Genomic DNA, 12,312 nt, shown 5'->3' with positions numbered 1-12,312 from the left:
GATGGCGAACGGCATCAGCAACAAGAGCGTCGTGCTCAGCGACATACGCAAGAGTTATGGCGGCCTGGAGGTTATCCATGGCATCGACCTGACGATCGAGGAAGGCGATTTCGTCGTCTTCGTCGGCCCGTCGGGCTGCGGGAAATCGACCCTGCTGCGAATGATCGCAGGGCTCGAAGAGGTGACCGAGGGGGAGATCGCAATCAAGGGCAGGGACGTGACAGACCTCGACCCCTCCGAGCGCGGCATCGCCATGGTCTTCCAGTCCTACGCGCTCTACCCGCATATGAGCGTCAGCGACAATCTCGGCTTCGGGCTCAAGATGGCGCGAACGGATTCGGCCGAAATCGAGCGCCGCGTAGCGCAGGTCTCGTCCATCCTCAAGATCGACCATCTGCTCGACCGAAGGCCCGGCCAGCTTTCCGGAGGCCAGCGCCAGCGCGTGGCGATCGGCCGGGCGATCGTGCGCAAGCCCGACGTCTTCCTGTTCGATGAGCCGCTTTCCAACCTCGATGCGGAACTGCGCGTCTCGATGCGCATCGAGATTGCCCGCCTGCACCGCGAGCTCGGCAACACGATGGTCTATGTCACACACGATCAGACGGAAGCGATGACGCTGGCCGATCAGATCGTCGTGCTTCGGGACGGCCGGATCGAGCAGGCCGGCAGCCCCCGCGACGTTTACGAGGACCCGGCCAACATGTTCGTGGCAGGCTTCATCGGTTCGCCACGGATGAATTTTCTCGATGCGCAATGGCAGGGGGACGGGACGATCCGGGTCGGCGAGACCACAGTCGAGGCAGCGATCGACGGCGGCAGCCTGAGGCACGGCGAGCGCCTGCTTTTCGGCATAAGGCCCGAACATATCGCCGTGGCGGAGCCGGGACCGGAACGGATCACTGCCCAGGTCGAGTTCTCGGAATATCTCGGTGGAACGCGCTACCTCTACTGCCAGCTCGAAGACGGCCAGAGCCTCGTCGTCGAACAGCGCGAGGGTCCGAACTGGCAGGCAGGGCAAAGACTTTCTTTCGCCGTACCCGAGGACCGAAGGCGGTTCTTCGCCGAAGACGGGCGGCGTTTGCGGTAGCGAGCCGCACCGCTCTCAACTGCCGCATGGCCGTGCTTGGTTATGCAGATGCAGGGGGCTACATTTAAAGAAGCGATCCACATGGAGGCCGGCGTGCCGATCAATGTCAGCAACCCCGAGTCGGATGCCCTGACGCGCAAATTTGCCCGCATGGCCGGCGTCAGCATCACCGACGCCATCGTCATCGCCATGAAGGAGGCGATAGAGCGCCGGCGAAACCTGGAAACGCCGCTGCAGACTGCAAGAAGGCTTCGGGAGAAGCACGGCATCGCGATCAGCGAGGCCGCGAGGAAACCGCTCCCGCGAGAGGCCTTCGACGCGATCTGGCACGAAAGCTGATGTTCGCCGGCGCATGTACCATCATCGCGTTGCTATCGGAGGAACCGGAGGCTGGCTGCGCTATCGTGTCGGGCGCCACCGCCTCAACCTCGGTGACTGTCTGCATTGCGCTTGCGCCAAATACCAAGGCGTACCGATCCTGGCCACCGACGACGAGTTTCGGCAGACCGAGACCGTGCCCTGATTGAGTGGCTAGAGCACTTCAATGTCTCATGGAAACACTGAAATGCTCTAACCCTTTGGTCCAACGCAATTCCGGACGGAAAACCGTTACACACTTTTCCCGGGTGCTCTAAGGCCTGCTGCGATTCGGGCCGCTTGCCGCCGCTTGCTTGATCGCCTCATCCCTGTGCTCGTCACAGGGATCCAGCCAGACCAAGTCCTTGGGCTGAAAGGACGCTTCCCGCGCCGCAGACGCGGCGCTGCTGGATTCCTGTGACAAGCACAGGAATGACGAAGGAGGAGAGATTGCAGTTCTCCGAAAAGCGCCGCGCGTCCTATCAGACGCGCAAAAGTCGCTGCAGCACTTTGATCTGCTGCATGTTTTTGCCCTTCAATCGCTTGCGATTAAAGGAACGTGCGGTAGGTCTACTTTGCCTCTCGCTCAGCCCTCGCCGATGGTAAATGTCGGTGCTTCTGGCGGTTCGGAGCCGCGATAGTGGCTTGGCGGCAGGCCGATCACACGCTTGAAGGCGCGGCTGAACGAGGCTTCCGAGTCATAGCCGAGGCGGCGCGCGACGACGGAGATGCGCATGCGGTCGCGGGTCAGCCATTGCCGTGCCTGATGCATGCGCACCTGCGTGAGGTAGCGGGCCGGCGTCTCGCCAACCACGGCGGCGAACTGCTGCGCGAAGCCGGAGCGCGAGGCGCCCATGAGCTTGGCGAGGGAATCCACGGTCCAGCTCTTTTCCGGATCGAGGTGCATGGCCGCGATTACGCGGCCGAGCCCGGGATGGCGGACCGCCGCCACCCAGCCATTGGTATTGCCGCATCCGTGCTCCACCCAGGAGCGGATGATGAGCGCCGCGAGCACGTCGGCCAGCCGCGCAAGCACACCGCCGGAGCCGACGCGGCTGGCGCCGACTTCCCGCGCCATGGCGTCGAGCATGTGCGGGATCGCCGGCTCGCTTGCCGTCAGGGCGTCGATGCGCATCACGTCCGGCATCATGCGCAACAACGGATGCATGGCATCCATGTTGAACCGCAGACTGCCGCAGAAAAGGATGGTGGTCTTGCCGCGCCCGCCCCCGCAGACGTCGTAGACGCAATGGCATACCTCCTGGACCGAATAGGCTTCGAGCGGCGACAGCTTCTCGCCGGGCGCACTCGCCAGCGCATGCGCGCCGCCACGCGGCAGAAGCACGGCATCGCCGCGCTTCAGTTCGATCCAGTCTCCGTCGGCCACCCGCAGCCAGCAGTCTCCGCAGATGAAGTGGAAGCGTGCCGCCTCCTGCGCCGGAAATGAAATTCCCCAGGGCGCGGTCAATTCGCAACGGACGTAATCGACGCCGTCGAGGCGCAGTCCGCGCAGAAGTTCGCTGAGAAAATCCTCCGAAGCGGAGGAGGATGTTTTGGACGAATGATCAAGCATTGCGGAATTTCTAGCATGGAATGTCCAGGGCGTCACGCCTTATCTAAGCCGGACCCTCTCAAGGAGACCGCTCTTATGACAGATACAGCGACCACTTTGGACGCCACGTTCATACCGGAAAGCGAGGAGCGAATCGATCCGGCATGGGCCGGGGTCGGCTCCCTCGCGCTCGGCGTGTTCGGCCTCGTCACCGCAGAATTCCTCCCCGTCAGCATTCTCACGCCGATGGCCGCCGATCTCGGTATAAGCACGGGCACGGCCGGCCAGGCGGTGACGGCGACCGCCGTCGTCGGCGCTGTTGCCGGGCTGACGATCGCCATCGCCACGCGCCGGTTCGACCGCCGGCTCGTGCTTTGGGGCTTCACCCTGGCGCTGATCGCCTCCAGCCTGCTTGCGGCTTTCGCCACCAATCTCGCCATGCTCCTTGCCGCACGCGTCGTCCTCGGCATCGGGCTCGGCGGCTTCTGGTCGATGATGGCGGCGATCGCCTTGCGCCTCGTGCCGATGTCGCTCGTGCCTCGTGCCATGTCGATCGTCTTCACCGGCGTCTCGGTGGCGACGGTCTGTGCGGCGCCTTTAGGCGCCTATATCGGCGATCTCTGGGGCTGGCGAGCCGCATTCCTGATGGCTGCGGCGGTCGGTGCCGTAACGCTGATCGTGCAGATGGCGACCATACCGCGGCTGCCGCCGCAGTCGGCGCCGAGCATGAAGCTTCTGTTCGACCTCATGCGCATGCCGAGCATCCGAATCGGGATCATCACCGTCCTGCTTTTCGTCTCCGGCCACTTCGCCGGCTTCACCTATGTGCGCCCGTTCCTCGAAAACGTCCCGGAGTTCGGCATCGAGGCGATCTCCCTGATCCTGCTGGCTTACGGCATCGGCGGCTTCTTCGGCAATCTGGCCGGCGGGCTCATCATCGAACGCAGCATCACGGCGGCCGTGAGCCTCGGAACGCTGCTCATCGCGGCGATGGCGTTCGCCCTCGTGACCTTCGGTTCGCTCGATGTCGTGTCGGCCGTGGCGGTGACCCTGTGGGGCTTCGCGTTCGGGGCGCTGCCCGTCGCCGTCCAGACCTGGATGGTGCGAGCCGCACCCGACCATGCGGAAAGCACAGGCGGTCTCATCGTTGCGACCTTCCAGGTCGGCATCGCCAGCGGCGCTGTTCTCGGCGGGCTCTTCGTGGACAGCTTCGGCCCGCTCGGTGCCATCACCTATTGCGCCGTCGCGACGCTCGCGAGCGGGCTCTATGTCATGGCCTCGCGGCGCAGCATAGAGGTCTGACTGCCGTCCGGTCGCGGCATCGGTTCAGCGCCGTTCCGGGAAGAGCGCTTTAAGCCCTTCCGGCGACGGCGCGGCGATGCCGCGCTCGGTGATGAGTCCGGTGATCAGGCGCGCGGGCGTCACATCGAAGGCGGGATTTGCCGCGGGACTGCCCTCCGGCGAGATGCGCACGCTGGCGATGGAGCCGTCGGACGCGCGTCCCTGCACGAAGCTCACCTCGTCGCCGGGCCGTTCCTCGATCGGAATTTCCTTGACCCCGTCATGGACCGTCCAGTCGATCGTGGGCGACGGCAGAGCGACATAGAAGGGCACGCCGTTATCCCGTGCGGCGAGGGCCTTGAGGTAGGTGCCGATCTTGTTGCAGACGTCGCCATTGGCCGTGGTGCGGTCGGTGCCGACGATCACCATGTCCACGTCGCCGTGCTGCATGAGATGGCCGCCGGCATTGTCGACGATCAGCGTGTGCGGCACGCCATGGCTGCTCATCTCCCAGGCGGTGAGATAGGCGCCCTGATTGCGCGGCCGCGTCTCGTCGACATAGACGTGCACCGGTATGCCTTCTTCAACCGCCATGTAGATTGGCGCCGTCGCGGTGCCGTAATCGACGGTTGCCAGCCAGCCGGCATTGCAATGGGTGAGGATGCGAACCGGCTCGCCCGGCCTCTTCTTTGCGGCGATTTCGCGGATGACGTTGAGGCCGTTCGCACCGATGGCGCGGTTGAGTTCGACGTCCTCTTCGGCGATTTCCGCGGCACGCTCGTAGGCGGCGTCCACGCGCCCTGCTTCCGGCAGCGGGCGCAGATGGTCCCGCATCGCGTCGAGGGCCCAACGCAGGTTGATGGCGGTCGGTCGCGTTTCGTGAAGCTCGTCCCAGACGGCATCAAGATGCACATCCGATGGGTCCTTCGCCATGGCAATGGCAACGCCGTAGGCGGCGGTGACGCCGATCAGCGGCGCGCCGCGCACCCACATGTCGCGAATGGCGACGGCCACGTCGGCGACAGTCTTCAGCGTCACGACACGCAAGTCGTGCGGCAGCCAGCGCTGGTCGATGATGTCGACGGAGCGGCCATCCTCGTTGAGCCAGATCGTGTGGTAATGACGTTCTCCGATTTTCACGCGAGTGTCTCCTTCTGAAGCCGCTCCGCCGTGGCGCGGATGTCCCTGAGGCTGTGGATGCGATGCCGGTTGACGGCGAGATGACGTCCAAGCTTCAACGCCTTGCTTTCGCAGGCGGCGCGGCGGTCGGGATCGGCAATCGTTTCGAAATCGGCATTGTGGGCGAGGCCGAGAATGCGGCGGTGGATCTCAATTCCGGCAAAGCCCAGCATCTCGCGCCAGATTTCCTCGATGACGATGTTGAGCGCCTGCTCGGCGCCGAGCGCGTCGTTCCTGTCCTCGAAAACGCGCGCCTGGTAAAGCATGCCCATGCGCTCGGTCCGCCAGAGTCGGGCAAATTCGGAGCGGAACGTTTCCCAGATCGTTTCGATCGTCTCGAGCAGATAGACGCGCATGCTGTCGCGCGCGCCGGTCGTGCTCTCCTGGCCGCTCTGCGAAAAGTAGCTCATCCAGAAATTGGCGAGAAGCATCCCCACGTCGAAGCTGATCGGTCCGTAGAAGGCGAATTCCGGGTCTATGACGCGGGTCTCGGCGTCCGTGACCATCACCGAACCGGTATGCAGGTCGCCGTGGCAGAGCGTTTCGGCCTTTGCGGAGAAGAGATGCTTCAGCCGCTGCGCCTCGACCTTGAGGTCACGGTCGGAACGGAGCTCCGTCACGATCGGGTCGAGCTGCGGCGCGGTGTGGCGGTTGAGTTCGGCTTCGAAATAGGGATCGGAAAAAACGAGATTTTCGGTGATGTCGCACAGTTCGACATTGTCCGCAAAGAGCGCCAGGTCCGCTTTCTTGTCGCGCGTCGCCATGGAAAGGTCCGAGCCGCGGAAAAGCGTGCGGGCGGCAAAGAGCCCGAGATCGCAGCCTATATTGGGCAATTCGCGTCCATCGATCAGCGCGCGGCGCAGGATGACGTGCGGCGTCAGATACTCCATGACGATCAGCGCCTGCGTCTCGTCGAAGAAGAAGATCGCCGGCACCGTACCGGGAGCACGCGCAGCCTGACGCACCAGCGCGTGGTATTCGAAGAAGGAGCGTTTCAGAGGCAGTGGCCAGCTCTCGCCGACAAGGCGCACATAAGGCAACGCCTGCTTCACGACCGCCGTGCCTTTGCTGCCGGTGACGATGAAGACGAGGTTGAGATTGCCGTCGCCGACCTCCTTGACGGTCCAATGCGAGACGTCCTCGCCGATCTTCTCCCTGAGAGCGGAATTGCCGCCGAGCCGATGCGGCAATGTTTCGGCGCTGAGCGCCTCGAAGACTTGCTTGTCCATATCGTCCTCCTCCTGCGCATGGCGCGGCCTCCACCACCCGCCGCCATGGCACAGCTAAGGCGCCATTCTGGCAAATGTCAATGACCTTGACATTTGATGAATGGCTATCCTAACGTGCAGCGTCGGGAGGAGACAATGAGCGGACAGGCAGTGTTTCGCATCGAGGGCGTGCGCAAATCCTTTGGACCCGTGCAGGTCCTCCAGGGGGTGGATCTCGATCTGAAGGCCGGCGCGGTAACGATTTTGATGGGCGCCAACGGCGCCGGAAAATCCACCCTCGTGCGCATTCTCTCCGGCGTCTATGCGCGCGACGCCGGCGCGATAACGCTTGCGGATGCAGCTTTCGAGCCGGTGACGCCCGCCGAGGCGATCCGCGCCGGCGTCGTCACCGTGCACCAGAACATCAACGACGGGGTCGTCGCCGACCTCGATGTCGCAACCAATCTGACGTTCGACCGGTTGAACGGGCGTGGCTCGCGGTTCTTCTTCAATCCGCGGCGCGTCCGGCGCGAGGCGGCCGCGGTCGCCGCCCATATGGGGCTCTCCATCGATCTTGCCGCCAACGTCAACGACCTGACGCTTGCCGACCGGCAGATGGTGGCGATTGCCCGGGCGATGTCGCATGAGCCGAAGGTGCTTATCCTCGACGAGCCGACGTCCTCCCTCTCGAGCGCCGAAGCGGACCGCCTCTTCGATCTGGTCGACCGGCTGAAGGCACGCGGCGTCGCCATTCTCTATATCTCGCACCGCATGTCGGATATCCGCCGTCTCGCCGACCGCATCGTCTCGCTTCGCGATGGCCGGATCACGGGCCGGTTCGACGGGCTCGACCTCGACTACGAGGGCGCCGTCGACGCGATGCTCGGCCGCAAGGTTTCGGCCGGCAAAATCGCGGTGCACAAGGCCGGCGGGCCGATCTTCAAGGTGCGCGGCCTGAAGCTCTCCGACCATGCGCGGCCTTTCGATTTCGATCTCCTCGACGGCGAGATCGTCGCAGTCACCGGCCTGGTGGGGGTCGGCAAGACGGCGCTTGCCGAAACGCTGTTTGGTGCGCGCACCCCGCTGGCCGGCGAAATGACCCTTGACGGCTTGCGCTATGCGCCGACGACAACCGGTCAGGCGATTGCGCGCGGCGTTTTTCTCGTTGCGAAGGATCGCGCCGAAAGCGGCATCGTGCCCGATTTCAACATCTACGAGAACATCAGCCTGCCGTTTCTGAGTAGGCTCTCCCGCTTCGGCATATCGAGCCGCAGGGCCGAAAGAGAGAAGGCGCGCGGGCAGATCACCTCGCTCGGCGTCATCTGCCGAAACGAACGCGACGAGATGCAGACACTTTCGGGCGGAAACCAGCAGAAGGTGATGGTCGGGCGCTGGCTCTGCGAGCCTTCGAGATTGCTCATCCTCGACGAGCCGTTCCAGGGCGTCGACATCGCCGCGCGCCGGGACATCGGCAACAAGCTGCGCATCTCGGCCGCGGGCCGTTCCACCATCCTCTTCCTGACCGAACTCGACGAAGCGTTCGAGGTCGCCGACCGCATCCTTGTCATGTCGGAGCAGACCATCGTCGGCGAACATCGGAACACTGAAGTCGATGTCGAGCGCCTGCTGTCGGAGATCGCCGGTCAATCCCATCAGCAGGTCATGCATCATGAGCAGTGAACAGAGCAAATCCGCCGCGGCCCCCGTACTTCCAGGCCCGTGGGGCATCAGGGAAACCGCGATCAAGTACGGCTTCCTCATGCTGCTCGCCGGCATGGTTCTTTATTTCTCGCTCGTAACCGGAGGCTTTGCCTCCCCTCAAAGCGCCGTCTTCATTTTGCAATCGGTGTCGATCACCGGCATTCTGGCCCTCGGCGTGACGGCGACGCTTGTCGTCGGTGGGTTCGACCTGTCCATAGGCTCGGTCGCCACCACGGCGATGATGGCTTCCTCCTATGTCATGGTGGTGATGGGGGGTGACGCGCTTACCGCGGCGCTCGTCTGCCTTGCCGTCGGCGCGCTCGTCGGCCTGGTCAACGGCTTCATCATCGTCTACATGCGCGTTCCGGACCTTCTGGCTACCCTCGGCATGATGTTCCTGCTGCTCGGCCTTCAGCGCATCCCGACCGAGGGCCGCTCGATTGCCGCGGGCATGACGCTGCCCGACGGTTCGGTCGCGACCGGCACTTTCAGTCCGGCTTTCCTGGCGCTCGGGCGCCACCGCTTCGATCTGGTCCTGCCGAACCTCGTGCCGGTGTCGGTCGTGGTGCTCGTGGTGCTCGCCGTGGCGATCTGGTTCTTCCTCGAATACACCCGCTTCGGCCGCATAATGTATGCGGTCGGATCCAACGAGCGCGCGGCCGCGCTCGCGGGGGCGCCGGTCAATGCCTACAAGATCTCGGCCTACGTCATTTCCGGCGTCTTCGCCTCTATCGGCGGCATTCTGCTCGCAGCACGCCTCGGCCGCGGCGATATCGCTTCCGGAAACAACCTGCTGCTCGACGCCGTCGCCGCCGCGCTGATCGGTTTTGCCGTGCTGGGTGCTGCCAAGCCGAACGCTTTCGGTACGGCCGTCGGCGCGCTTTTCGTCGGCATCCTCCTGCAGGGTCTGACGATGATGAATGCGCCGTACTACACGCAGGATTTCATCAAGGGCGCGGTGCTCGTCGTCGCCCTGATCTTTACCTTTGCGCTCTCGAAAAGAGGCAAACGCTGAGGAGACCTCGGCGGACCGTCAAAGTTCATCAGTGGAGGAGACTGACATGGACATAACTCGCAGAACCCTGGGCAGATGGACGCTCGCGCTTATGGGCGCGGCTGCCTTCGCAGTGCCGTCCCTTGCCGCCGACATGCCGAAGCCGTTCGACAAGCCCGGCGACGTGAAGATCGCGCTCGTCCGTTACCTTTCGACCGGCGATTTCTTTCAGTCCTATCTCGCGGGCGTCGAAGCGCAGGCCAAGGCGCTCGGGGTGCAGCTTCAGATCTTCGACAGCCGTCAGGACGCCGCGCTCCAGGCCGATATGGTCGATCAGGCGATAGCGCTCGGAGTGGATGGCATCATCATTCAGCACGGCCTGACCGAATCCATGAAGGAAGCTGCACAGCGCGCGGTCGATGCCGGCATCAAGGTCGTCGCCTTCGACGTGAATGTCGAGAACGAGAAGATCCCGCAGATCGAACAGTCCGACCGCGACCTCGCCCGTCTCGCCCTCGAACAGGCGATCAAGGATAACGGCGAGAGCTTCAAGGCCGGTTACGTCTACGTCGCCGGGATCGCCCCGCTCGACCGCCGCGACGAGACCTGGAAGGAATTCAAGACCAAATATTCCGGCATCGAGGAAGCTGCCCAGTTCGGCACGATGGACAACCCGATCGCAAATTCCGTCGCCAACCAGGCCCGTTCCGTGATTTCAGCCAACCCGGACATCACCGTGATGTTCGCCCCCTATGACGAATTCGCCAAGGGTGTGAAGATCGCGGTCGACGAGGCGGGCCTCTCCTCCAGCGTGAAGATCTATTCGGCCGACATCTCGACCTCGGACATCGCCGCCATGCGGGAGGCGGGCTCGGCCTGGGTGGCGACCGCCGCGACGAACCCCGCCGTCGTCGGCCAGGTCTCGGTGCGTTCGCTCGCCATGCTGCTTGCCGGCGAGGATCCCGGCCGTCAGGTGATCGTGCCGCCGACGCTGATCACCCAGAAGGACCTGAGCGATCAGGACATCAAGAACATGGAAGAACTCGGCGTGAAGCTGCCGCAATTCGCTCATGCCGACGTCGCCATGCCGGCCTGGATGCCGAAGCCCTGATTGCGTGCGCCGCGCGTCCGGATGGACGCTCGGCGCGCATTCAACGATCGCGGCTCCAGCGGTCCATGATCCGCCGCGCCATCGAGGCGGTGACGACGAGATGCGAAGCAAACCCGCCCTTCAGAGCCGCCACCAGCGGCTCGAATTTGCTGTCCTCCTGCACCACCAGCATGCGCTTCCGGATCGCGCGGATGGAGTCGAGGTCTGCCGAGATGCAGCGCCGATTATGCGCACAGTCCATCCACTGACCGTCGAGATCGATCAGTTGTCCGGCGATGACGCCGGCTGCCCCCCTTTTGCCCATGGCTTGCATGTCTTTCGCCGAAAGGGCACCGCATTTCACGAGGTGGCTGTCCTCCTCGATGCCCCCGACGGAGTAGAGCGCGAGCTTGCAGTCCGAAATCGTCGCAAGTTGCTCCCGGATGACGGGCTCGCGGCGCAACTCCTCGGCAAGCCGCTCGGATGAGAGGACGAGGGGCGCATAGAAATTGATGCCTTCCGCATTGAGACGACGGGCGATTTCCGTGGTGCACTGATCCGGGCGGTAGGAGTAGGGAGCGCCGAGATTGCCGCAGAGTTGCACGACCGACACGCCCCGAAGATCGGCAAACGGCATGACGTCCGCTATGTGATACACGGTGCGGCCCCAGGCGACCCCTATCCGGTCCCCCTTGTTGATGAGCTCCAGGAAAACCGAGGCCGCCACCACGGGCATCTCGACGGCCGGGTCCATGGCCTGCCGGTCCTCGGGGACGATCCAGACGCTCGTCAGTCCCGCGGCGTCCTCCAGCTCGCGGGCAAGGACGTCGTCGGAGAAGAGCTCCGTCGATGTGGTGATGGTGACGATGCCCATCTCGCGCGCCTTGCGCAGATACATGGCGATTGAAGCACGCGAAATTTCAAGACGTTGGGCGACTTCATCCTGGCGCAGGCCGTGCGTATAGTAGAGCCAGGCGGCCTTGTGGATGATCTGATCGTTGGCGCGGATCGGCATGAAGTTCTTTCGGACGGAGATGCTGACATAATTCATCACATGTGACAAATGTCAAGTGTCGCGGCTTCGACCCGAAATAGGATGCAGCCGTGGCAACGCACCGGTCGCCAACTGTCCAGCTCCGTTGGCGATGCCGGCGCTCTCTCTGGACACCCACCGGCACAAAGACATATGATCGCAATCCCGATTAAAGCGATACTCACATCATGAACATGGTCAAGCCGCCGTTGCCGCCAGAGAGCAGCCAGGGGGATAGAATCCAGTCCAATCCAGTGCGGCTAGGTGCGCGCTTGAGGCTCGCCCGCCAGACGCGCGGGCTCACGTTGAAGGGGCTGGCGCAGGCAGCCGACTGTTCGGAGAGCCTGCTTTCCAAGATCGAGAACGGCAAGGCTTCCCCCTCTCTCCCTATGCTGCACCGCCTAGTGAGGGCGCTCGATTCGAATATTGGCTGGATGTTCGAAGAGACAGACGGCGAGGAGGGGGTGGTGTTTCGCGCCGGCACCCGTCCGTTGATTGCACTCGACCCGCTACGGCGCGGCGAAGGCATCTCGCTCGAACGTGTCATCCCCTATTCGACCGGTCACTTGCTCCAGTGCAACATTCATCACATCGATGCTGGAGGGCAGAGCGCCGGCCCCATCCAGCACCTCGGCGAGGAAGTAGGCTATGTTCTGGTCGGGGAAATCGAGCTGATGCTCGGTGAGCAGACGTACCGGTTGTCGGCTGGCGACAGTTTCGTGTTTAATTCCGAGCTTTCTCACTGGTACCGGAACGTAGGGAAAGAACGCGCCTCGATCTTCTGGGTCAATACCCCGCCGACCTTCTGATATCTCCTGGAAACCTTTTCT

Annotated in this window: 11 protein-coding genes; 7 read left to right on the top strand and 4 right to left on the bottom strand. The window is 63.5% G+C overall.

Translation table 11 applies throughout. The features are described from left to right. Position 1: 1 nt before the first annotated feature. On the top strand, positions 2–1,087 hold the full coding sequence (locus AC6CIG_RS02950; protein ID WP_498322262.1) for an ABC transporter ATP-binding protein: 1,086 nt from the start codon (positions 2–4) through the stop codon (positions 1,085–1,087). A gap of 48 nt (positions 1,088–1,135) precedes the next feature. After that, the gene (locus AC6CIG_RS02945) at positions 1,136–1,426 is read left to right on the top strand and encodes a type II toxin-antitoxin system VapB family antitoxin (RefSeq protein WP_498322260.1); all 291 of its coding nucleotides are present in this window, start codon (positions 1,136–1,138) and stop codon (positions 1,424–1,426) included. A gap of 604 nt (positions 1,427–2,030) precedes the next feature. Here AC6CIG_RS02945 and AC6CIG_RS02940 read toward each other — a convergent pair. After that, the gene (locus tag AC6CIG_RS02940; protein ID WP_018096092.1) at positions 2,031–3,017 is read right to left on the bottom strand and encodes an AraC family transcriptional regulator; all 987 of its coding nucleotides are present in this window, start codon (positions 3,015–3,017) and stop codon (positions 2,031–2,033) included. Between the two features lie 75 nt (positions 3,018–3,092). Between AC6CIG_RS02940 and AC6CIG_RS02935 the strand changes: the two genes are divergently transcribed. After that, positions 3,093–4,298, top strand: a complete 1,206-nt coding sequence (locus AC6CIG_RS02935) for an MFS transporter (protein WP_275599517.1) — start codon at positions 3,093–3,095, stop codon at positions 4,296–4,298. A 24-nt stretch (positions 4,299–4,322) separates the two neighbouring features. Here the strand turns inward: AC6CIG_RS02935 and mtnA are convergent, their stop codons facing one another. Together mtnA and mtnK are read right to left on the bottom strand one after the other, a co-directional pair. Continuing rightward, positions 4,323–5,417 carry an S-methyl-5-thioribose-1-phosphate isomerase gene (gene mtnA / locus AC6CIG_RS02930; RefSeq protein WP_437407494.1) on the bottom strand — a complete coding sequence of 365 codons (1,095 nt, stop codon included), beginning with the start codon at positions 5,415–5,417 and terminating at the stop codon, positions 4,323–4,325. Beyond that, positions 5,414–6,685: an S-methyl-5-thioribose kinase gene (gene mtnK / locus AC6CIG_RS02925; RefSeq protein WP_411926511.1), complete on the bottom strand. Its 1,272-nt coding sequence runs from the start codon at positions 6,683–6,685 to the stop codon at positions 5,414–5,416. The genes mtnA and mtnK overlap by 4 nt, the downstream gene beginning before the upstream one ends. 135 nt (positions 6,686–6,820) lie before the next feature. Here mtnK and AC6CIG_RS02920 point away from each other — a divergent pair, with 135 nt between their 5' ends. Genes AC6CIG_RS02920 through AC6CIG_RS02910 form a run of 3 tightly spaced genes read left to right on the top strand, consistent with a single transcriptional unit; the run spans position 6,821 to position 10,470 of the window. Continuing rightward, positions 6,821–8,344, top strand: coding sequence for a sugar ABC transporter ATP-binding protein (locus tag AC6CIG_RS02920; protein ID WP_498322258.1), 1,524 nt, complete (start codon positions 6,821–6,823; stop codon positions 8,342–8,344). Next, positions 8,334–9,380 carry an ABC transporter permease gene (locus AC6CIG_RS02915; RefSeq protein ID WP_498322256.1) on the top strand — a complete coding sequence of 349 codons (1,047 nt, stop codon included), beginning with the start codon at positions 8,334–8,336 and terminating at the stop codon, positions 9,378–9,380. Before AC6CIG_RS02920 ends, AC6CIG_RS02915 begins: the two co-directional genes overlap by 11 nt. Before the next feature lie 46 nt (positions 9,381–9,426). Beyond that, entirely contained in the window at positions 9,427–10,470 is a 1,044-nt protein-coding gene (locus AC6CIG_RS02910) for a substrate-binding domain-containing protein (RefSeq protein WP_437407497.1), read from the top strand. Positions 10,471–10,510: 40 nt separating this feature from the next. Here AC6CIG_RS02910 and AC6CIG_RS02905 read toward each other — a convergent pair whose 3' ends face one another. After that, positions 10,511–11,500: a sugar-binding transcriptional regulator gene (locus AC6CIG_RS02905; RefSeq protein WP_102763725.1), complete on the bottom strand. Its 990-nt coding sequence runs from the start codon at positions 11,498–11,500 to the stop codon at positions 10,511–10,513. A gap of 176 nt (positions 11,501–11,676) precedes the next feature. Between AC6CIG_RS02905 and AC6CIG_RS02900 the strand changes: the two genes are divergently transcribed. Continuing rightward, positions 11,677–12,291 (top strand): cupin domain-containing protein, encoded by a 615-nt coding sequence (locus AC6CIG_RS02900; protein ID WP_102763854.1) that lies wholly within the window; start codon positions 11,677–11,679, stop codon positions 12,289–12,291. Positions 12,292–12,312 lie beyond the last annotated feature (21 nt).

It is taken from the genome of Sinorhizobium sp. GQ132, from assembly GCF_059758575.1.
Note: the sequence above shows the minus strand (reverse complement) of the source record. Positions and strands in the feature narration are given on the sequence as shown.

Excerpts from the sequence above, each read along its gene's own strand:
- AC6CIG_RS02950 (WP_498322262.1), top strand. The coding sequence starts at position 2 with ATGGCGAACGGCATCAGCAACAAGAGCGTCGTGCTCAGCGACATACGC.
- AC6CIG_RS02945 (WP_498322260.1), top strand. The coding sequence starts at position 1,136 with ATGCAGGGGGCTACATTTAAAGAAGCGATCCACATGGAGGCCGGCGTG.
- AC6CIG_RS02940 (WP_018096092.1), bottom strand. The coding sequence starts at position 3,017 with ATGCTTGATCATTCGTCCAAAACATCCTCCTCCGCTTCGGAGGATTTT.
- AC6CIG_RS02935 (WP_275599517.1), top strand. The coding sequence starts at position 3,093 with ATGACAGATACAGCGACCACTTTGGACGCCACGTTCATACCGGAAAGC.
- mtnK (WP_411926511.1), bottom strand. The coding sequence starts at position 6,685 with ATGGACAAGCAAGTCTTCGAGGCGCTCAGCGCCGAAACATTGCCGCAT.
- AC6CIG_RS02920 (WP_498322258.1), top strand. The coding sequence starts at position 6,821 with ATGAGCGGACAGGCAGTGTTTCGCATCGAGGGCGTGCGCAAATCCTTT.
- AC6CIG_RS02915 (WP_498322256.1), top strand. The coding sequence starts at position 8,334 with ATGAGCAGTGAACAGAGCAAATCCGCCGCGGCCCCCGTACTTCCAGGC.
- AC6CIG_RS02910 (WP_437407497.1), top strand. The coding sequence starts at position 9,427 with ATGGACATAACTCGCAGAACCCTGGGCAGATGGACGCTCGCGCTTATG.
- AC6CIG_RS02905 (WP_102763725.1), bottom strand. The coding sequence starts at position 11,500 with ATGAATTATGTCAGCATCTCCGTCCGAAAGAACTTCATGCCGATCCGC.
- AC6CIG_RS02900 (WP_102763854.1), top strand. The coding sequence starts at position 11,677 with ATGGTCAAGCCGCCGTTGCCGCCAGAGAGCAGCCAGGGGGATAGAATC.